The sequence below is a fragment of the Pseudomonas lactucae genome, assembly GCF_036688725.1.
In the GTDB taxonomy this organism is placed as follows: domain Bacteria; phylum Pseudomonadota; class Gammaproteobacteria; order Pseudomonadales; family Pseudomonadaceae; genus Aquipseudomonas; species Aquipseudomonas lactucae.
The window spans coordinates 137351-157112 of the sequence record NZ_JAQQPT010000001.1 but is presented as its reverse complement, the minus strand read 5'-3'; the positions used below and the strand labels follow the sequence as shown (position 1 = coordinate 157112).

Sequence of the window (19762 nt, the reverse complement as noted above, 5' to 3'; positions counted from 1 at the left end):
GCCATGGAAAACAACCAGCCGATAATCATCAAGCGCGTCAAGCGCTTCGCTGCGGGGCACCACGGTGGCGCCTGGAAGATCGCCTTCGCCGACTTTGCCACGGCGATGATGGCGTTCTTCCTGGTGCTGTGGCTGATGTCTACGGCCACGCCTGAACAGAAGATCGCCATTGCCGGCTACTTCAAAGACCCGATTGGCTTTTCGGAAAGCGGCACGCCCTTTGTGATCGACCTGGGCGGCTCGCCTGAATTGGCGCCTGAGCGCACCATCAACCCCGAGGTCAAGACCGAAGCGCCCCAGGAAAAAATCCCGATCGAACGCGATACCGTCGAGACCATGGCCGAGCAGGTCGAGCAGGAGCGCCTTGAGCTGCTGCTGCAAGAGTTGCAGAACAAGGTCGAAGAAAATCCGCAGATGATGAAGTTCAAGGATCAGATTTCGTTCGAGATCACTCCGGAAGGCTTGCGCATCCAGATCACCGACGCCGCCAACCGGCCGATGTTCGACTCTGGCAGCGCCCGCTTGAAACCGTACTTCGAAGACATTCTGCTGGCCATGGCCGACACCATCAAGACGGTGCCGAACAAGATCAGCATCAGCGGCCACACCGACGCCAAGCCGTATGCAGGCCAGGGCGACTTCGGCAATTGGGAGCTTTCGGCCAACCGCGCCAACGCTGCGCGCCGTGCACTGGTGGCCGGTAGCTACCCGGACCCGCAGGTCGCTCGCGTGGTGGGTTTTGCCTCCTCGCAGCTGTTCGATCACAAGGATCCGTTCAACCCGGCCAACCGGCGCATCGACATTGTCGTGCTGACCAAAAAGGCCCAGCGCGCGATTGAAGGCGATCAGCCGCCGCCACCGCAGCCAACCCCAGGTGCCGGTGCGCCAGGCGAAGTGCCTGCCGACCCGAACGCGATCCCGCCGGGGCAGGAGCCGTTGCCGGCCCACGAGCTGCGGCAGAAGCTGAACCTGTTTGATGATGGTGGGGTGAAAGACCCTACGGTGCCTGGGACAGGTTCTTAAGTCATCATCTCCGCACTTCTTCAACAAAAACGCCCCGACTGATCGGGGCGTTTTTTTTGGTCAAAGCGGAAGGTAGGCCTTAACACCACTGATCACACCCTGCATGTCATTGGTGCACAGGCGGGGCACGAAATACTCTCGCCCTTTGGACCGGGTTTTTCTGTGGAGTTTATCGAGACGCTCGAAGCTGACCGTGTAAATCATGTCGCACTTCACCCACAGCTCTTTATAACCATCGGATTGAAGTGGATTGGTACGTAGCAAATGATGCCAGTCATGCTGGATGTCAGGGGCGGTAGATGAGATGGGCACCACGGTGCAGAGTTTGCGATTGTGAGTTGCGGTAGGAGAAATCACGACGACTTTACGTATCTTCAGCATCTCCGGTGCCACGAAGCCTCGGGTGAAGTCGCAGAGAAGAACGTCGCCTTGTTTGGGGTGATAGTAGAGAGCCAATCGTGAATGTCCCACAAAAAGCAAAGCCGCCCGAAGGCGGCTTCATTCGACACGCAGTTGAGCTTGCTTCGCCCCTTCTGCGCCGCTGGATCAACCCCGAAAGGGACCCAGACTCCTGCCAGCTTTCGCTGGTGACGGAGTGATTATGAGCATCATAAATTCCGAATTCAAGCGGGCTTGTGTCGACGAGCCACCCAGTTGTGCTGAATTCTTGATGCCAACTCCCATTAATTCAATGGAGTAGGGCGCTTTGCACTGTAATTTATAGGTATCAAGAGATGCCCTGTCAGTAACTGCTCTCCGGCAAACTCGCAATAATCGACCGATAGCTGTTCATCCGCTGCTGCTGCACGCGGCCGTCTTCCAGGGCCTTGAGCAAGGCGCAGCCTGGTTCGCGGTCGTGTTTGCAGTCGCGGAAGCGGCAGGTGCCGATCAGGTCGTTGAACTCGATGAAGCCCGCCTCCACATCGCTGCGGCTGACGTGGCCGAGGCCGAATTCACGAATGCCCGGGGAGTCGATCAACTCGCCGCCGCCGGGGAAGTGGAACAACCGCGCCGTGGTCGTGGTGTGGGTGCCCTGGCCGGACAGTTCCGACAGCGGGCCTACGCGGGTGTCGACTTCCGGCAGCAGGCTGTTGACCAGCGACGATTTGCCCACGCCGGACTGCCCGACAAACACGCTGATACGCCCGTCGAGCTGCTGTTGCAGTTGTTCCATGCCATTGCCGTGATGGGCCGAGACTTCCAGCACCGGGTAGCCGAGGGTGCGGTAGACCGCCAGCAGCGCATTTAGCGCCGGAGCGTTCTGCTCGTCGATCAGGTCGAATTTGTTCAGCAGCAACAACGGGCGGATGCCGGCATGCTCGGCGGCCACCAGGTAGCGGTCGATCAGGTTGGCGTGCGGCTCGGGCAGTGGCGCGAACACGATCACGATCATGTCGACGTTGGCTGCCACCGGCTTGAGCTGGCCGCGGCTGTCGGGCCGGCGCAGTTCGGTGGTGCGCGGCAACTGGGCGACGATCACGCCGATGCCCTGGTTGCCGGCACGCCATACCACTTTGTCGCCGGTCACCAGCGCAGGCAGGTTGGCGCGCAGGTGGCAACGGGACACTGAGCCCGCGAGTTCGCCTTCCAGTGCCTCGACTTCGACCTGCACCCCGAAGTGCGCGATCACCAGGCCCGTCTGTTCGGGGCCAAGGTCGCCGCCTTCAAGCGCTTCCACGGCGGAGGATTCACGTTTGGCGGCGCGCGCGGCGCGTTCACCTTGAATCTTTTCGATGCGCCAGTTTTGGCGACGATTGAGCTGGCGTTTGGCCATTGGTGTTCCGTGTCGATAATGCAAAGGTTTGGGTAAAACGGTCGCGAGTCTAGCACGGCCCCGCCTGCTAAACTGCGCAGCTACGCCAAGGTGCCAAGAGAATCAAGCCATGCAAAACCCACAGAACCTGATTTGGATCGATCTGGAAATGACCGGTCTGAACCCCGACACCGACGTCATCATCGAGATGGCGACCATTGTCACCGACAGCAACCTCAACACCTTGGCTGAAGGTCCGGTGATCGCGATCCACCACAGCGACGCGGTGCTGGCCACCATGGACGAGTGGAACACCCGCACCCACGGCAATTCCGGCCTGACCCAGCGTGTGCGCGACAGCCGTATCAGCATGGCCGAGGCCGAAGCCGAAACCATCGCCTTCCTGGAAAAGTGGGTGCCCAAGGGCAAATCACCAATCTGCGGCAACAGCATCTGCCAGGATCGTCGCTTCCTTTATACCCACATGAAGGGGCTGGAAAGCTACTTCCACTACCGCAACCTGGATGTGTCGACGCTTAAGGAGCTGGCCGCACGCTGGGCGCCTGAGGTCAAAGACAGCTTCCATAAAGGCAGCACTCATTTGGCGCTGGATGATATTCGCGAGTCGATTGCCGAGCTGCAGCATTACCGCAAGCATTTCATCAAGGCTTGAAACGGTTTCTTACCGTGTCCGGGCTTCCTGTGGTGAGCGGGCTTGCCCCGCGCTGGGCTGCGTAGCGGCCCCACTGCCGTTGCCGCATTTCTCCCTATAGATATCATCGCCAAGTATTTGGGGCTGCTGCGCAGCCCAGCGCGGGGCAAGCCCGCTCACTACAAGGATCGCCATCATGTTGCTGATGCTCTACCTCATCGCCATCACCGCTGAAGCCATGACCGGTGCCCTCTCTGCGGGGCGTCGCGGCATGGACTGGTTCGGCGTGGTGCTGATCGCCTGTGTGACGGCTTTGGGGGGCGGTTCGGTGCGCGACGTGTTGCTGGGGCATTACCCGCTGACGTGGGTCAAACACCCTGAATACCTGGTGCTGACCTCGGTTGCGGCGCTGGTGACGATCTTTGCCGCGCCGCTGATGCGCCACCTGCGCTCGCTGTTTCTGGCGCTGGACGCCGTTGGTCTGGTGGCCTTTACCCTGATCGGCTGCATGACTGCCCTGGAAATGGGCCACGGCATGCTGGTGGCATCGGTCAGCGGCGTGATCACCGGGGTGTTCGGCGGGATTCTGCGGGATATCTTCTGCAACGACATTCCGTTGATCTTCCGGCGTGAGCTGTACGCCAGCGTGTCGTTCCTCGCGGCGTGGTTCTATTTGCTCTGTCTTTATCTGGAACTGCCCAGTGAGCAAGCGATTCTGCTGACCTTGTTCAGCGGCTTTCTATTGCGCCTGCTGGCGATCCGTTTCCACTGGGAAATGCCCAAGTTCGTCTACAACGACGACGTGCACTAGCGCGTGGCGTGCTGGTTCAGCGCCCACTCCACATGTTCGCGTACCAGCTCCGACGGGTAATCCCGGCGCGCCTTCAAGGCTTCCAGCACCACAATGCTCGACGGTGCATTGCCCAGGCCCACCGCCAGGTTGCGCAGCCAGCGCTCGTAGCCGGCACGGCGCAAGGGCGAGCCTTCGGTGCTGCTGAGGAATTTATCCTCGTCCCACATAAACAATTCGGCCAGTTCCGCGTTATCCAGGTTATGCCGTGGCTTGAAATCGCCCTCGGCGGTGGATCGGGCGAAACGATTCCACGGGCAAACGATCTGACAGTCATCACAACCGAATACACGGTTGCCGATCAGGGCGCGCAGGTCTTCAGGGATCGCGCTCTTCAATTCGATGGTCAGGTAGGAAATACAGCGCCGGGCGTCCAGCACGTAGGGGCCGACGAAGGCGTTGGTCGGGCAGATGTCCAGGCACGCGGTGCAGCGGCCGCAATGTTCAGTGCTGTGGGGCTCATCAAGCGGCAGCGGTAAATCGACAAACAGTTCACTCAGGAAGAAATAACTGCCGGCCTTGCGATTGAGTACCAGGGTGTTTTTACCGATCCAGCCAAGGCCCGCCTGTTCGGCAATGGCTTTTTCCAGCACGGGCGCGCTGTCGACAAAGGCACGAAAGCCAAACGGGCCGATTTGCGCCTGGATGCGGTCGGCCAGTTGCTGCACGCGCTTGCGGATGAGCTTGTGGTAATCGCGGCCCAAGGCGTAGCGAGAGATATAGGCTTTTTCCGGCTGGGCCAACAATTGCGCCATGTGCGTGTCGCCGGGCAGGTAGTCCATGCGCAGCGACACCACGCGCAAGGTGCCCGGCACCAGTTCTTCGGGGTGGGAGCGTTTGCTGCCGTGGGCGCCCATGTAATCCATCTCGCCGTGGTAACCCGCGTCGAGCCAGCGTTGCAGGTGCTGTTCATGCTCAGCCAGGTCAAGGCCGCTGATGCCGACTTGTTGAAAGCCCAGCTCGCGGCCCCAGTCTTTGATCGATTGGGCGAGGGCGGGCAGATCGAAGGTAATAGCGGGCATGAGACAGGGGAAACCACAGGTTAGATGCGTATAATTCTGCCAGACATCGGAGCTTGAAGACGCATGCCTCAGACAAAACACCCAATAACTGACGTTCAGCCGCTGTTGTTCGGCCATTTGCCGCAACTGGCTGCACGTTCCCCCAGTGCCCATAAAGGCCAATTCGGCCACCTGCTGGTGGTCGGCGGTGACCATGGTTTTGGCGGCGCGGCATTGCTAAGCGCCGAAAGCGCCTTGCGCAGCGGTGCCGGCATGGTCTCGTTGGCGACCCGGCCCGAAAACGTGTCGGGGGCACTGGCAAGACTGCCGGAAGTCATGACGGTCGGCGTGAGCTCGGCCAACCAATTGATGGGCCTGCTGGAAAAAATCTCGGTCATCGTCATTGGTCCAGGCCTGGGCGAGGCGTCCTGGGGTAAAAGCCTGTTGTCAGTCGCCGCCAATGCGCGTCAGCCGCAAGTGTGGGACGCCGATGCGTTGAATCAGCTGGCAACCGGCAGCGTGAGCCTTCCAGCCAATTGTGTGATTACACCGCATCCGGGCGAGGCCGCGCGCTTGCTGGGCATTTCGACAGCCGAGGTTCAGGCTGACCGTCTTAAGGTGGCGCGCGCGTTGAGCCAGGCATTTAATGCAGTGGCTATTCTCAAGGGGGCTGGCAGTTTGATTGCAAGCCCGGATGGACGCGTTTCGCGGTGTGATCAAGGCCACCCGGCGATGGCGACGGCGGGGCTGGGCGATGTGCTGGCCGGCCTGGTGGGTGCGTTGCTGGCCCAGGGCATGCCCGCCTATGAGGCAAGCTGCCTGGCGGTTTGGGTGCATGCCACGGCGGGAGAGCGCCAGGGCACCTTGGGTCGCGGCTTGGCGGCCAGTGACCTGATACCTGCCATTCGTCAATTGTTGGAGGAGCAGTCTCCGTGTCTGAAGTAATCCTTTTCCTGGCCGATGAAGACACCATGGTGGCGTTTGGTCATCGTCTTGCGTGGGCCACACAGGGTCGGGGGCTGATCTTTCTCGAAGGCGATTTGGGGGCGGGCAAGACCACGCTGTCACGCGGGATCATCCGCGGGTTGGGCCATGCCGGGGCGGTGAAAAGTCCGACATTTACCTTGGTCGAACCCTATGAGATCGGCGACCTGCGCGCTTTTCACTTTGACCTCTATCGGCTGGTCGACCCCGAAGAACTGGAGTTCATGGGCATCCGTGATTATTTCGAGGACGATACGCTGTGCCTGATCGAGTGGCCAAATAAAGGCACAGGCTTTTTGCCAAAGCCGGACCTGACCATTACCATTACGCCGCATGAGCACGGACGTCAGCTGAAGTTGTTGCCCCAGAGCTCGCGCGGTGAAACGTGGTGTGTGGCTCTGGCATTGGAATTCAAATAATTGGTGGGGTTAGGTATGCGCTTTCGCGCGTTGGTTGCTGTCGTAGGGGTGTTGCTTGCGGCAATGACTGTCAATGCTCTGGCTGCTTCACAGGTGAAAAGTGTGCGCCTGTGGCGAGCACCGGATAACACGCGACTGGTGTTCGACCTGTCTGGCCCGGTCCAGCACAGTGTTTTTACCCTCACGGCGCCTGATCGCCTGGTCATCGACATTAACGGCGCGACCCTGGCCGCGCCGTTGAAGGTGTCCACGGCCAACACCCCGATCACCTCTATGCGCTCGGCCCAGCGCACGCCGACCGACTTGCGGGTGGTCATCGACCTGAAAAAGGTGGTGACGCCGAAAAGCTTCTCCCTGGCCCCGAATGCCCAGTACGGAAACCGCCTGGTGGTCGACCTGTTCGACAACGCCGCCGATGCCGCACCGCCGCCTGCGCCGACTCCGAGCGTGGCGACGGTGCCGGCCGTGCCGGTCAACCCGTCGCAGCCCCAGGTCAAATTGCCGCCGCCGCCACCGGCGCCGGCCGGCAAGCGCGACATCATCGTAGTGATCGACGCCGGCCATGGCGGTGAAGACCCGGGCGCCTCCGGCTCGCGCGGCCAGCATGAAAAAGACGTGGTGCTGGCCATCGCCCGCGAGCTGCAGCGCCAGGTCAACGGTATGAAAGGCTACCGCGCCGAACTGACCCGTACCGGCGACTACTTCATTCCGTTGCGCGGCCGTACCGAAATTGCGCGCAAGAAGGGCGCCGACCTGTTCGTGTCGATCCACGCCGATGCCGCGCCCTCCAGCGCTGCGTTCGGTGCCTCGGTGTTTGCCCTGTCGGATCGCGGCGCGACGTCCGAGACCGCCCGTTGGCTGGCCGACAGCGAAAACCGTTCCGACTTGATCGGCGGCGCCGGTAACGTGTCCCTCGATGACAAGGACAAGATGCTCGCCGGGGTATTACTCGATCTGTCGATGACCGCCTCGCTGACCTCCAGCCTGAACGTGGGTCAGAAGGTCTTGAGCAATATCGGCCGCGTTACATCGTTGCACAAACAGCGTGTGGAGCAGGCCGGGTTTATGGTGCTGAAATCGCCGGACATCCCCTCGATCCTGGTGGAAACCGGCTTTATCTCCAACGCCAACGAAGCCTCCAAGCTGGCCAGCGCCAGCCACCAGCAGGCGTTGGCGCGCTCCATCAGCGCCGGCGTGCGCCAGTTCTTCCAGCAGAACCCGCCGCCGGGCACTTACATCGCCTGGCTGCGTGATTCCGGCAAAATCGCCCAGGGCTCGCGTGACCATCGCGTCCAGCCCGGCGATACCCTGGCGATGCTGGCGGTGCGCTTCCAGGTGTCGGCGGCGACCTTGCGCAGCGCCAACAATCTGCAAACCGATGAATTGAAAGTCGGACAGGTATTGACCATCCCTGGCACTGAATTGGCGGCACAATAATGAGCGAATCAACCTTGGATAGCGGGTCGCGCATCGAATTGCTCAGCCCGCGCCTGGCTAACCAGATCGCTGCGGGTGAGGTGGTCGAGCGTCCCGCATCGGTGATCAAGGAGCTGCTGGAAAACAGTATCGACTCCGGCGCCAAGCGCATCGATGTCGACGTGGAGCAGGGCGGCGTCAAGCTGTTGCGCGTGCGCGACGACGGCAGCGGCATCTCTTCCGATGACCTGCCGCTGGCCCTGGCCCGCCACGCCACCAGCAAGATCCGCGACCTGGAAGACCTTGAGCGGGTGATGAGCCTGGGTTTTCGCGGTGAAGCTCTGGCGTCGATCAGCTCCGTGGCGCGCCTGACCCTCACCTCGCGCACGCGCAACGCCGAGCAGGCCTGGCAAGTGGAAACCGAGGGCCGTGACATGGCGCCTCGGGTCCAGCCGGCGGCGCACCCGGTGGGCACCTCGGTGGAAGTGCGCGACCTGTTCTTCAATACGCCGGCGCGGCGTAAATTCCTCAAGGCCGAAAAAACCGAATTCGATCATCTGCAAGAAGTCATCAAGCGCCTGGCCCTGGCGCGTTTCGACGTGGCGTTCCACCTGCGCCATAACGGCAAGACCATCCTCAGCCTGCACGAAGCCCATGACGAGGCCGCGCGGGCTCGTCGTGTGTCGGCGATCTGCGGCGCGGGCTTCCTGGAGCAGGCGCTGCCGATCGAGATCGAACGCAATGGCCTGCGTCTGTGGGGGTGGGTCGGGTTGCCGACGTTCTCCCGAAGCCAGGCGGATTTGCAGTACTTCTTCGTGAACGGCCGCGCGGTGCGCGACAAACTGGTGGCCCACGCGGTGCGCCAGGCGTATCGCGATGTGCTGTTCAATGGGCGGCATCCTACGTTCGTACTGTTTTTCGAGGTCGACCCTGCCGTGGTCGACGTCAACGTGCACCCGACCAAGCACGAAGTGCGCTTTCGTGATGGGCGCATGGTGCACGACTTCCTGTATGGCACCTTGCATCGCGCTCTTGGCGATGTGCGCCCGGATGATCAGTTGTCGGCGCCGATCGTGACCGCGGTGGTGCGCCCCAGCGGCCCCGAGGCCGGAGAGTTCGGCCCCCAGGGTGAAATGAGCCTGGCGGGCAACCTGCTGCAATCACCAGCGCCACAGCCTTCCTACTCGTCGACGCCGGGCTCCGGCTCGGGTGCGGGTTATCAATACCAATACACTCCGCGTCCGCAATCGACCGTACCGGTAGCCGAGGCCCAGGCGGCCTATCGGGAGTTCTTCGCGCCGCTGCCAGGGGCTGAGCCAGGTGCGGCGGTGTCCTTGCCGGAAGGCGGCGGGGACATTCCGCCGTTGGGTTATGCGCTGGCGCAGCTCAAGGGTATTTATATCCTCGCGGAAAACGCCCACGGCCTGGTGTTGGTGGATATGCATGCCGCCCACGAGCGAATCATGTACGAGCGCCTGAAGATCGCCATGGCCAGCGAAGGTCTCAGCGGCCAACCGCTGCTGGTGCCGGAATCCCTGGCGGTCAGCCAGCGTGAAGCCGATTGCGCCGAAGAACACCACGACGTATTCCAGAAACTGGGCTTCGAACTGCAACGCCTCGGGCCGGAAACCCTGGCGATTCGCCAGATTCCCGCCTTGCTCAAGCAAGCCGAAGCCAACCGGCTGGTGGCTGATGTGCTGGCGGACCTGATGGAGTACGGCACCAGTGACCGTATCCAGGCGCATATCAACGAATTGCTCGGCACCATGGCCTGCCACGGTGCCGTTCGCGCCAATCGCCGCCTGGCCCTGCCGGAAATGAACGGTTTGCTGCGAGACATGGAGAACACCGAGCGCAGCGGCCAATGCAACCATGGTCGACCAACCTGGACCCAGATGGGCCTGGACGATCTGGACAAACTGTTCTTGCGCGGCCGTTGATGAGTGCCTCGCCCCCCGCGATCTTCCTGATGGGCCCCACGGCCGCGGGCAAGACCGACCTGGCCATCGAACTGACCAAGGTGCTGCCGTGCGAGCTGATCAGTGTCGACTCTGCCCTGGTTTACCGGGGCATGGACATCGGCACGGCCAAGCCTTCCAGAGCACTGCTGGCCCAGCATCCGCACCGCCTGATCGACATCATCGACCCGGCCGAGAGCTATAGCGCCGCGGATTTTCGCAGCGACGCCCTGGCCGCCATGGCCGAAATCACCGCGCGGGGCAATATCCCGCTGCTGGTGGGCGGCACGATGCTCTACTACAAGGCTTTGCAGGAAGGCTTGGCCGACATGCCGGCCGCCGATGCCCAGGTGCGCGCCGAACTCGAAGAAGAGGCTGCACGCCTTGGCTGGCAAGCCCTGCACGACCAATTAGCGGCGGTGGACCCGGTATCGGCGGCGCGCATTCACCCCAATGACCCCCAGCGTCTCAGTCGCGCGCTGGAAGTCTGGCGTGTCAGCGGTCAGACCATGACTGAACTACGCCTGAAACAAACTGCGCAAAGTGCTGACGCAGGCGCATCTGGACAGTCACAATTGCCCTATACTGTGGCAAATCTGGCGATTGCTCCGGCAAATCGCCAGGTGCTGCACGAACGAATTGCACAAAGATTCACAATTATGTTGGAACAGGGGTTTATCGACGAGGTCGTAGCACTGCGTTCACGAGGTGACCTGCATCCAGGGCTGCCTTCGATACGTGCTGTAGGCTACCGCCAAGTCTGGGATCATCTGGATGGCAAGCTGACGTCAGCCGAAATGCAGGAGCGCGGCATCATTGCCACGCGCCAATTGGCAAAGCGCCAGTTCACCTGGCTGCGCAGCTGGAGCGATTTGCACTGGTTGGACAGCCTGGACAGCGACAATCTGTCACGCGCCTTGAAATACTTGGGAACGGTCTCCATATTGAGCTGAGTCCTTGCAATTGCCGTCTATCCTTGGGGGTGTGACGGCCCTGAGCTACCTATTTTCCGATTTTTTATTATTGATCCTTAAAGGAGTGCGGCACATGTCAAAAGGGCATTCGCTACAAGACCCTTACTTGAATACTTTACGTAAAGAGAAAGTGGGGGTTTCCATCTATCTGGTCAACGGTATCAAGCTGCAAGGCACGATCGAGTCGTTCGACCAGTTCGTGATCCTGCTGAAAAACACCGTCAGCCAGATGGTCTACAAGCACGCTATCTCGACAGTCGTCCCTGTTCGTCCAATCCGTCTGCCTAGCGCAGCAGGTGATGATGCAGCTGACGCTGAGCCAGGTAACGCCTGATAGGAGTCTCCTTTGTTCTTTGAGCGCCACGGTGGTGGTGAGCGAGTGATCCTCGTTCACTTGGATGGACAGGACCCTGAGGCGCGCGAAGATCCGCAGGAGTTTCAGGAGTTGGCAAATTCGGCCGGCGCCGAGACCGTTGCGTTTTTTAACGTGCCGCGTCATTGGCCAACCGCCAAATTTCTGATTGGCAGCGGCAAGGTCGAGGAATTGCGCGACCTGGTCCACGCCGAAGAAGCCGATCTGGTGATCTTCAATCACACCCTCACGCCCAGTCAGGAACGTAACCTCGAACGTGTTTTCGAGTGTCGCGTGATCGACCGTACCGGCCTGATCCTCGATATTTTCGCCCAGCGCGCCCGGACCCATGAAGGCAAGCTCCAGGTTGAACTGGCCCAGCTTGACCACATGAGCACCCGGCTGGTTCGCGGCTGGACTCACCTTGAACGTCAAGGTGGCGGTATCGGCATGCGCGGCCCGGGTGAAACCCAGCTTGAAACCGACCGGCGCCTGCTGCGGGTTCGCCTGCGCCAGATCAAGGGCCGCCTCGAAAAAGTACGCAGCCAGCGCGAGCAATCGCGACGCGGCCGTTCGCGTGCGGATATCCCGACCGTGTCCCTGGTGGGCTACACCAACGCCGGCAAGTCCACGCTGTTCAACAACGTGACCAAGTCCGATGTGTATGCGGCCGACCAATTGTTCGCCACCCTCGATCCGACCTTGCGCCGTCTGGACATCGACGACCTGGGGCCGATTGTCCTGGCCGATACCGTGGGTTTCATCCGTCACCTGCCCCACAAGCTGGTCGAGGCATTTCGGTCTACGCTCGAAGAGTCGAGCAATTCCGACCTGCTGTTGCACGTGATCGATGCGGCTGAGCCGGATCGCATGTTGCAGATCGAGCAGGTGATGGTGGTGCTGGGCGAGATTGGGGCCCAGGACTTGCCGATCCTCGAGGTCTATAACAAACTCGATTTGCTTGAAGGCGTTGAGCCACAAATCCAGCGCGACGAGAACGGCAAGCCCCAGCGGGTATGGCTGTCGGCGCGCGATGGCAGTGGTTTGGAGCTGCTTGAACAAGCCATTGCCGAACTGCTCGGCAGCGATTTGTTCGTCGGCACCTTGCGCTTGCCTCAGCGTTTTGCTCGACTGCGTGCACAGTTTTTCGAGCTGGGCGCGGTACAGAAAGAAGAACACGACGAAGAAGGTGTCAGCTTGCTGGCCGTTCGATTGCCGCGCTCGGAACTGAATCGGCTGGTCAGCCGTGAAGGTGTGGTTCCGGCAGAGTTCATCGAACAACACACTTTGCAATAAAAGCCTCCGAAAGCGGTTGTGCCGCAGTAGCAGGCATTCTGTAGCATTGGTCGGCGCGCCGTGGGTGCGTCTTTGCTTTATCAGATGGAGAGCGCTATGGCTTGGAATGAGCCGGGTGGCAACTCGAATAATCAGGATCCTTGGGGTGGTAAACGCCGCAATAATGGCGACCGCAAGGGGCCACCAGATCTCGACGAGGCCTTCCGAAAGCTGCAGGAAAGCCTGAATGGGTTGTTCGGTGGTGGGAAAAAACGCGGTGGTGACGACGGCGGTCGCACAAGCAAGGGTGGCGGCTACGGCCTGTTGGGCCTGGGTCTTGTCGTGCTGGCGGCCGTCTGGCTGTACAGCGCTGTCTACGTAGTCGACGAACAGGAGCAGGCCGTGGTGCTGCGCTTCGGCAAGTACTACGAGACGGTCGGTCCGGGCCTGAACATCTACTTCCCGCCGATCGACAAGAAGTACATGGAGAACGTCACGCGTGAGCGTGCCTACACCAAGCAGGGCCAGATGCTGACCGAAGACGAGAACATCGTCGAAGTGCCGCTGACCGTGCAGTACAAAATCAGCAACCTGCAGGACTTCGTGCTGAACGTTGATCAGCCGGAAATCAGCTTGCAACACGCAACCGAAAGCGCCCTGCGCCACGTGGTGGGTTCCACCGCCATGGACCAGGTGCTGACCGAAGGTCGTGAATTGATGGCCAGCGAAATCAAGGAGCGCCTGCAACGGTTCCTCGATACCTATCGCACCGGTATCACCGTCACCCAGGTAAACGTACAGAGCGCAGCGGCACCGCGTGAAGTGCAGGAAGCCTTCGACGACGTGATCCGCGCCCGTGAAGACGAGCAGCGTTCGCGCAACCAGGCGGAAACCTACGCCAACGGCGTCGTGCCGGAAGCGCGTGGTCAGGCCCAGCGCATCCTTGAAGATGCCAACGGTTACCGCGACGAAGTGGTCTCCCGCGCCAAGGGTGAGGCGGATCGTTTCACCAAGCTGGTAGCCGAGTATCGCAAGGCCCCTGAAGTGACTCGTGAGCGTCTGTACCTGGACACCATGCAGGAAGTCTTCAGCAACACCAGCAAGGTCCTCGTGACCGGCAGCAAGGGTGGGCAGAACAACCTGCTGTACCTGCCGCTGGACAAGATGATCGAAGGTGGTCGTAGCAGCTCCAGCGCACCGTCCGCCGGCTCCAATGCCGCTGCCAACGAAGCGAGCGCCCGTGCGGCCGCTGACTTGCTGCAACAGCAAACACGTACCAGGGAGAGTCGTTGATGAGCAATAAATCGCTGACCGCCCTGATTGTGGGCGTCGTCGTGGTCATCGCTGCCTGGAACTGCTTCTACATCGTGGCTCAGACCGAGCGCGCGGTGCTGCTGCAATTCGGTCGCGTGGTCCAGGCGGACGTCCAGCCGGGCCTGCATGTGAAAGTCCCCTACGTCAACCAGGTGCGCAAGTTCGACGCCCGCCTGATGACCCTGGATGCACCGACACAGCGTTTCCTGACCCTGGAAAAGAAAGCCGTGATGGTTGACGCCTACGCCAAGTGGCGCGTCAAGGATGCCGAGCGCTTCTACACCGCGACCTCCGGTCTCAAGCAGCTTGCCGACGATCGCTTGTCGCGTCGTCTCGAGTCGGGCCTGCGCGACCAGTTTGGTAAGCGCACCCTGCACGAAGTGGTCTCCGGTGAGCGTGATGCGCTGATGGCGGATATCACCCGCTCGCTGAACACGATGGCGGAAAAAGAGCTGGGCATCGAAGTGGTCGATGTTCGGGTCAAGGCCATTGACCTGCCCAAGGAAGTGAACCGCAGCGTGTTCGAGCGTATGAGCACCGAGCGTGAACGTGAGGCCCGCGAGCATCGCGCCAAGGGTAACGAGTTGGCTGAAGGTATCCGCGCGGATGCCGACCGTCAGCGTCGTGTACTGCTGGCAGAAGCGTATCGCGAGTCTGAAGAGACCCGTGGTGATGGTGATGCTCAGGCGGCGGCGATCTACTCCAAGGCCTACGGCCAGGACCAGGAGTTCTACGCGTTCTACCGTAGCCTGCGTGCCTACCGTGAAAGCTTCGCGAACAAAACCGACGTCATGGTGCTGGACCCAAGTAGCGATTTCTTCCGCTACCTGGAAAAATCCAAGTAATCAGCTCGTCACTGTGTAGGACACACTCCGTCGGGCGGCTAAAACGCCTGGCGGGGTGATCCTTTCAGAAAACGGGTGTATGATGCGGCAGCCGGGAAATTCCCGGCTTTTTTGCGTCTGCATGTTTGATTTGGCAGGCGTGACAGGTTTTTCGAGGAAAGTGCCCGACGAGGCCGGTGACAGGTCGTTCGTCACGTCGCTCTTGCGCGTGGTTTATGCAGGCTGCGGGTATTTTCTGCTTCACTCAAGGCTCGGCCGAGGGCTGGCCGCCCGGATCATAGGGGAATGGCGTAATGGCAACGGTAGACCGCTGGCTGCTGCCAGATGGCATCGAAGAAGTACTGCCACCGGAGGCTGCGCGCATTGAAGTAGCGCGTCGCCAGGTGTTGGATCTGTTCCAGAGCTGGGGTTACGAGTTTGTCGTGACCCCCCATATCGAGTACCTGGAATCCCTGCTGACCGGTGCGGGCCAGGACCTGGATCTGCGCACCTTCAAGGTCATCGACCCGCAATCGGGCCGGCAAATGGGTTTTCGTGCCGACATCACGCCGCAAGTGGCGCGTATCGATGCGCACACCCTGCGTCGCGAAGGCCCGAGCCGCCTGTGCTACGCCGGCAGCGTACTGCACGCCCAGCCGCGTGCCTTGTCGTCGTCCCGTAGCCCGATCCAGTTGGGTGCGGAGTTGTACGGCGACGCCAGCCCGAGCAGCGACGTTGAAGTGATCAGCTTGATGCTGGCCATGCTGCAACTGGCTGATGTACCGGATGTTCACATGGATCTGGGTCACGTCGGCATTTACCGTGGCCTGGCGCGCGCCGCCGGTTTGTCCGGTGAAGTGGAGCAACAGTTATTCGATGCCCTGCAACGCAAGGCGATCGATGAAGTCATTGCCCTGACCGAGGGCGTGCCTGCCGACCTGGCCGGCATGCTGCGGGCGCTGGTCAACCTGTGCGGTGGTCCTGAGGTGCTGGTCGCTGCCCGTGAGCGCCTGGCGAATGCGCCGGCGCCAGTGTTGGCGGCATTGGACGACGTGCTGGCGATTGCCGAGCGGTTGTCCGCGCGTTTCCCGCAGCTGCCGTTGTACTTTGATTTGGGCGAGCTGCGCGGTTACCACTACCACACGGGTGTGGTGTTCGCGGTGTTCGTTCCGGGTGTTGGCCAGGCCATCGCTCAAGGTGGTCGTTATGACGATATCGGTGCCGACTTCGGTCGTGCGCGTCCGGCCACTGGTTTCTCCACCGATTTGAAAACCCTGGTGACCCTGGGGCGTGCTGAGGTCGAGCTGCCGTCTGGTGGCATCTGGATGCCCGACAGTACGGACGCAGCACTCTGGCAGCAGGTGTGCCAGTTGCGCAGTGAGGGTCAGCGTGTTGTCCAGGCTTTGCCTGGCCAGCCATTGGCCGCCGCCCGTGAAGCGGACTGCGACCGGCAATTGATTCTGCAGAACGGGCTTTGGCAAGTATCGCCACTGGCTTCTTGAGTTTTCCTGCCGGCCATCGCCGGCACCAAGTTTGCGCGAATGAGGACAAGTGTTATGGGTAAGAATGTCGTAGTCCTGGGCACCCAATGGGGTGATGAGGGCAAAGGCAAGATCGTTGATCTGCTGACCGAACATGCTGCCGCCGTAGTGCGCTACCAAGGTGGCCACAACGCTGGCCACACCCTGGTCATCGATGGCGAAAAAACTGTCTTGCACCTGATCCCGTCGGGTGTCCTGCGCGAAGGCGTGCAGTGCCTGATCGGCAACGGCGTGGTGGTTGCGCCGGATGCCCTGCTGCGCGAGATCACCAAGCTGGAAGAGAAAGGTGTGCCGGTGCGCGAGCGCCTGCGTATCAGCCCGTCCTGCCCGCTGATCCTGTCCTTCCACGTGGCGCTGGACCAGGCTCGTGAAAAGGCGCGTGGCGAGTTGAAGATCGGCACCACCGGTCGTGGCATCGGCCCGGCCTACGAAGACAAGGTTGCGCGTCGTGGCCTGCGTGTGGGCGACCTGCTCAACATGCCGCGTTTTGAAGACAAGCTGCGTGAACTGGTGGATTACCACAATTTCATGCTGGTCGGTTACTACAAAGAGCCGGCCATCGAATTCGACAAGACCCTGGCCGAGTGCAAGGAATACGCTGAGCTGCTCAAGCCGCTGATGCTGGACGTGACCGCCGAGCTGCACGACCTGCGTCGCGCCGGCAAGGACATCATGTTCGAAGGCGCCCAAGGTTCGTTGCTGGACATCGACCATGGCACCTACCCGTACGTGACCAGCTCCAACACCACCGCTGGTGGCGTGGCGACCGGTTCGGGTGTGGGCCCGATGTTCCTGGACTACATCCTGGGCATCACCAAGGCTTACACCACTCGTGTCGGTTCGGGTCCATTCCCGACTGAACTGTTCGACGACGTCGGTGCGCACCTGGCTAAACAAGGCCACGAATTCGGCGCGACCACTGGCCGTGCTCGTCGTTGTGGTTGGTTTGACGCCGTTATCCTGCGTCGCGCTATCGACGTGAACAGCATCTCGGGTATCTGCCTGACCAAGCTGGACGTGCTCGACGGCCTTGAAGCCATCAACATCTGCACCGGCTACAAAGATGCACAAGGCAACGCTGTTGCGCCGACCGACGCTGACAGCTACGTGGGCCTGCAGCCGGTATACGAAGAAGTGCCGGGCTGGACCGAATCGACCGTGGGTGCCAAGACCCTGGAAGAGCTGCCTGCCAACGCTCGTGCTTACATCAAGCGCGTTGAAGAGCTGATCGGTGCGCCGATTGACATTATTTCGACGGGGCCGGACCGCAACGAAACTATCGTTCTGCGTCATCCGTTCGCTTAATAAGCTGTTGATGTAAAAAGAAAAGGACTCCTTCGGGAGTCCTTTTTCGTTTGTATTCGCCAAGCGGCACGACCCTTGCTGTGTTTCCTTCTTTCGCGGTGCTATCAAATTACTGGCACCCGTGGTGGAGGGATTACCGATGTCTGCCGTTCTCTCATTGTTACAAAGCCGTCTGTTGCGGCCGGTGTTCGTTACCCTTGGTATCGCCCTTTTGGTGCAAGTGCTGGTGGCGGTCGCGCTGACCCGGAGCACGGTCACTGCGCTGGAAGCCGATTTAGGCGCGCGTCTGGGTGTGGATAGCCAGAAATTGTCTGGCGAGTTGGCGCAGGCCGGCAAGGAGGTCACGTCGAGCCTGGACAACTTGTCCGCCAGCACACGCCAGCGTCTGACCGCCGGGCTTTCCTCGCGTCTGCAGGAAGAGCAGAAACAACTGCGCGCGACCCTGGAAAAAGACCTGCAAGACTCCGCCAACGATATGGCGCAACTGCTCGCCTCGGTGGCACCGCGCGCCATGTGGGACAGCGATGTCCCGACGCTGTCTGAGTTTGCCCGGCGTGCCCAGCGCAATCCCAACGTGCTGTTTGTGGTCTACGACGACGCTGCGGGTGAGCACTTGACCCGTTACCTGAACCGCGAAAACCCGATCAACAAGGCGCTGCTGGAAAAAGGCCAGGGCGACCGCGCCTTGGACAAGGTCCTCAATGCCGCGAGGCATGATCCCTCGGTGTTCTACGTCGAGGCATCCATCAGCCCCAATGGCGTAGAAATCGGCAAAGTGCTCATGGGCGTGTCGACCGCATCGGTCGAGGCTGACCTGCAGGCGCTGGACAAGCGTTTTGCCGCGCTGATCGCCAGCGGTGATCAACTGGTGGGCGACAGCCTCAAAGGCGCCGCCGCGGACAGTGCTGCCGCCATGGGCGCCCGCCTGCAATCGGCGCAAGCCACCGCCACTCAGATGACCGCCAACACCACTGGCGCCGTGCAAGAGGCCGCCGGCACTTTGCGCTGGCGTATCGGCATGGGCCTGGCGGCCGTCGGTTTTGGTGTGTTGCTGCTGATCGCCGTTGTGCTGGGTCGTCGTGTGGTCAATCGCCTGAAACTGCTGATTGCCGCCATGGACGACCTGGCGGCGGGCGAGGGCGATCTCACCAAGCGTGTGCAGATCAGCAGCAAGGATGAAATCGGCGACATGGCCTCGGCGGTCAATCGCTTTGTGGATAAGTTACAACCGATCGTGCGTGAGGCGGGCGATGTGGCCCAGCGTACCGGCGTAGAGATCGGCGCCATGACGTTGCGCAATGCCGGCGCCGATGCGGCGGCAGGCCTGCAGCGTGATGAAGTGGCGGAAAGCTTGCGTGCACTCTCGCAAATGGCCGACGAAGCCCAGGCTGAAAGTCATGCCATGCAGGCGGCCTTGCAGCAGGTGGTTGATATTCGCCAGGCCACGGATGAGAACGCGCGTACCTCGGCCGAGGTCGGCAGTTTGATCGAGGCATTGGCGGGGCAGGTCCAGGCGGGTTCGCAGGTCATCGAGCGTCTGGCTCAGCAGAGCGAACAGATCGAGGTGGTGCTGACAGTGATTCATGGCATCGCCGAGCAAACCAACTTGTTGGCCCTCAACGCCGCCATCGAGGCGGCACGCGCCGGTGAAACCGGGCGCGGCTTTGCGGTGGTGGCGGACGAGGTGCGAGCGCTGGCCAGCAAGACTCAAAGTTCCACGGGTGATATCCAGGCGCATATCGTCGCGTTGCAGCAGGGCGCGCGTGAGGCGGTGGAGACTATCGGCAAAGCCGGGCGCCAGGCCAGCGAGGGCTTGTTGGTGCTGCGCGACAGCGTGCGCTTGCAGCAGACGGTACAGGCGTCGGTGGAGCAGGTTCATGCCGCAATCGGCCTGGCGACGCGAGCGGCCGAGCATCAAGCCCAGGGCGCACATGCGGTGCGTGGGCGGGTCGAGGTGATCCATGCCCAGGCTGAGCGCGCTGCGCAGGCGGTGGTCGAGACGACCGCCAGTGGCAAGGTGCTCGATGGCTTGGCGGCGCAGTTGAAGGCGAGTTTGGGGCAGTTTCGGGCTTAGCGTTGTCTGTCTGGCCTCATTGGGAGCAAGCCCCCTCCCACAAATGT

General features: G+C 61.2%; 18 protein-coding genes. 15 read left to right on the top strand and 3 right to left on the bottom strand.

Annotation, left to right across the window (positions count from 1 at the left end):
- Window positions 1–3 precede the first annotated feature (3 nt).
- Complete coding sequence (gene motB, locus V6M90_RS00710) at window positions 4–1023, top strand: flagellar motor protein MotB (RefSeq protein WP_003171339.1); 1020 nt, start codon at window positions 4–6, stop codon at window positions 1021–1023.
- 60 nt (window positions 1024–1083) lie between these two features.
- On the opposite strand, the gene V6M90_RS00705 is transcribed toward motB, so the two are convergent.
- Both V6M90_RS00705 and rsgA read right to left on the bottom strand, forming a co-directional pair.
- Window positions 1084–1479, bottom strand: coding sequence for a type II toxin-antitoxin system PemK/MazF family toxin (locus tag V6M90_RS00705; protein WP_042945566.1), 396 nt, complete (start codon window positions 1477–1479; stop codon window positions 1084–1086).
- Between the two features lie 286 nt (window positions 1480–1765).
- A complete protein-coding gene (gene rsgA / locus V6M90_RS00700; RefSeq protein WP_003171340.1) occupies window positions 1766–2797 on the bottom strand; it encodes a small ribosomal subunit biogenesis GTPase RsgA in 1032 nt (343 codons plus the stop codon).
- A gap of 109 nt (window positions 2798–2906) precedes the next feature.
- Between rsgA and orn the strand changes: the two genes are divergently transcribed.
- Window positions 2907–3449 carry an oligoribonuclease gene (gene orn / locus V6M90_RS00695; protein ID WP_003171343.1) on the top strand — a complete coding sequence of 181 codons (543 nt, stop codon included), beginning with the start codon at window positions 2907–2909 and terminating at the stop codon, window positions 3447–3449.
- A 172-nt stretch (window positions 3450–3621) separates the two neighbouring features.
- A complete protein-coding gene (locus tag V6M90_RS00690) occupies window positions 3622–4239 on the top strand; it encodes a trimeric intracellular cation channel family protein (RefSeq protein WP_175404229.1) in 618 nt (205 codons plus the stop codon).
- Here V6M90_RS00690 and queG read toward each other — a convergent pair.
- Window positions 4236–5300 (bottom strand): tRNA epoxyqueuosine(34) reductase QueG, encoded by a 1065-nt coding sequence (gene queG, locus V6M90_RS00685; RefSeq protein WP_332845947.1) that lies wholly within the window; start codon window positions 5298–5300, stop codon window positions 4236–4238. The genes V6M90_RS00690 and queG overlap by 4 nt on opposite strands.
- A gap of 63 nt (window positions 5301–5363) precedes the next feature.
- Here queG and V6M90_RS00680 point away from each other — a divergent pair, with 63 nt between their 5' ends.
- The 12 genes from V6M90_RS00680 to V6M90_RS00625 all read left to right on the top strand — a co-directional run bounded on the left by V6M90_RS00680 (window position 5364) and on the right by V6M90_RS00625 (window position 19715).
- On the top strand, window positions 5364–6224 hold the full coding sequence (locus tag V6M90_RS00680) for an NAD(P)H-hydrate dehydratase (RefSeq protein ID WP_003171348.1): 861 nt from the start codon (window positions 5364–5366) through the stop codon (window positions 6222–6224).
- On the top strand, window positions 6212–6682 hold the full coding sequence (gene tsaE / locus V6M90_RS00675) for a tRNA (adenosine(37)-N6)-threonylcarbamoyltransferase complex ATPase subunit type 1 TsaE (protein ID WP_003171349.1): 471 nt from the start codon (window positions 6212–6214) through the stop codon (window positions 6680–6682). The genes V6M90_RS00680 and tsaE overlap by 13 nt, the downstream gene beginning before the upstream one ends.
- A gap of 15 nt (window positions 6683–6697) precedes the next feature.
- Window positions 6698–8119, top strand: a complete 1422-nt coding sequence (locus tag V6M90_RS00670; protein ID WP_003171350.1) for an N-acetylmuramoyl-L-alanine amidase — start codon at window positions 6698–6700, stop codon at window positions 8117–8119.
- Window positions 8119–10038: a DNA mismatch repair endonuclease MutL gene (gene mutL / locus V6M90_RS00665; protein WP_141063031.1), complete on the top strand. Its 1920-nt coding sequence runs from the start codon at window positions 8119–8121 to the stop codon at window positions 10036–10038. Before V6M90_RS00670 ends, mutL begins: the two co-directional genes overlap by 1 nt.
- Window positions 10038–11009 carry a tRNA (adenosine(37)-N6)-dimethylallyltransferase MiaA gene (gene miaA / locus V6M90_RS00660; protein ID WP_305428322.1) on the top strand — a complete coding sequence of 324 codons (972 nt, stop codon included), beginning with the start codon at window positions 10038–10040 and terminating at the stop codon, window positions 11007–11009. The genes mutL and miaA overlap by 1 nt, the downstream gene beginning before the upstream one ends.
- Before the next feature lie 94 nt (window positions 11010–11103).
- Window positions 11104–11364, top strand: coding sequence for an RNA chaperone Hfq (hfq, locus tag V6M90_RS00655; RefSeq protein ID WP_003171355.1), 261 nt, complete (start codon window positions 11104–11106; stop codon window positions 11362–11364).
- A 12-nt stretch (window positions 11365–11376) separates the two neighbouring features.
- Window positions 11377–12678: a ribosome rescue GTPase HflX gene (gene hflX / locus V6M90_RS00650; RefSeq protein WP_332845946.1), complete on the top strand. Its 1302-nt coding sequence runs from the start codon at window positions 11377–11379 to the stop codon at window positions 12676–12678.
- Between the two features lie 96 nt (window positions 12679–12774).
- Window positions 12775–13950, top strand: coding sequence for an FtsH protease activity modulator HflK (gene hflK / locus V6M90_RS00645; protein ID WP_003171357.1), 1176 nt, complete (start codon window positions 12775–12777; stop codon window positions 13948–13950).
- Entirely contained in the window at window positions 13950–14816 is an 867-nt protein-coding gene (hflC, locus tag V6M90_RS00640; RefSeq protein ID WP_003171359.1) for a protease modulator HflC, read from the top strand. Before hflK ends, hflC begins: the two co-directional genes overlap by 1 nt.
- A 293-nt stretch (window positions 14817–15109) precedes the next feature.
- Window positions 15110–16297, top strand: a complete 1188-nt coding sequence (locus V6M90_RS00635) for an ATP phosphoribosyltransferase regulatory subunit (RefSeq protein WP_003171360.1) — start codon at window positions 15110–15112, stop codon at window positions 16295–16297.
- A gap of 54 nt (window positions 16298–16351) precedes the next feature.
- Window positions 16352–17641 (top strand): adenylosuccinate synthase, encoded by a 1290-nt coding sequence (locus tag V6M90_RS00630; RefSeq protein WP_003171362.1) that lies wholly within the window; start codon window positions 16352–16354, stop codon window positions 17639–17641.
- 139 nt (window positions 17642–17780) lie between these two features.
- Window positions 17781–19715, top strand: a complete 1935-nt coding sequence (locus V6M90_RS00625) for a methyl-accepting chemotaxis protein (RefSeq protein WP_305428323.1) — start codon at window positions 17781–17783, stop codon at window positions 19713–19715.
- The last annotated feature ends 47 nt before the right edge of the window (window positions 19716–19762 follow it).

Bases quoted from the DNA above. Each gene is read 5' to 3' on its own strand.
- motB (WP_003171339.1), top strand. From the start codon at position 4: ATGGAAAACAACCAGCCGATAATCATCAAGCGCGTCAAGCGCTTCGCT.
- rsgA (WP_003171340.1), bottom strand. From the start codon at position 2,797: ATGGCCAAACGCCAGCTCAATCGTCGCCAAAACTGGCGCATCGAAAAG.
- orn (WP_003171343.1), top strand. From the start codon at position 2,907: ATGCAAAACCCACAGAACCTGATTTGGATCGATCTGGAAATGACCGGT.
- queG (WP_332845947.1), bottom strand. From the start codon at position 5,300: ATGCCCGCTATTACCTTCGATCTGCCCGCCCTCGCCCAATCGATCAAA.
- V6M90_RS00680 (WP_003171348.1), top strand. From the start codon at position 5,364: ATGCCTCAGACAAAACACCCAATAACTGACGTTCAGCCGCTGTTGTTC.
- V6M90_RS00670 (WP_003171350.1), top strand. From the start codon at position 6,698: ATGCGCTTTCGCGCGTTGGTTGCTGTCGTAGGGGTGTTGCTTGCGGCA.
- mutL (WP_141063031.1), top strand. From the start codon at position 8,119: ATGAGCGAATCAACCTTGGATAGCGGGTCGCGCATCGAATTGCTCAGC.
- miaA (WP_305428322.1), top strand. From the start codon at position 10,038: ATGAGTGCCTCGCCCCCCGCGATCTTCCTGATGGGCCCCACGGCCGCG.
- hfq (WP_003171355.1), top strand. From the start codon at position 11,104: ATGTCAAAAGGGCATTCGCTACAAGACCCTTACTTGAATACTTTACGT.
- hflK (WP_003171357.1), top strand. From the start codon at position 12,775: ATGGCTTGGAATGAGCCGGGTGGCAACTCGAATAATCAGGATCCTTGG.
- hflC (WP_003171359.1), top strand. From the start codon at position 13,950: ATGAGCAATAAATCGCTGACCGCCCTGATTGTGGGCGTCGTCGTGGTC.
- V6M90_RS00635 (WP_003171360.1), top strand. From the start codon at position 15,110: ATGGCAACGGTAGACCGCTGGCTGCTGCCAGATGGCATCGAAGAAGTA.
- V6M90_RS00630 (WP_003171362.1), top strand. From the start codon at position 16,352: ATGGGTAAGAATGTCGTAGTCCTGGGCACCCAATGGGGTGATGAGGGC.
- V6M90_RS00625 (WP_305428323.1), top strand. From the start codon at position 17,781: ATGTCTGCCGTTCTCTCATTGTTACAAAGCCGTCTGTTGCGGCCGGTG.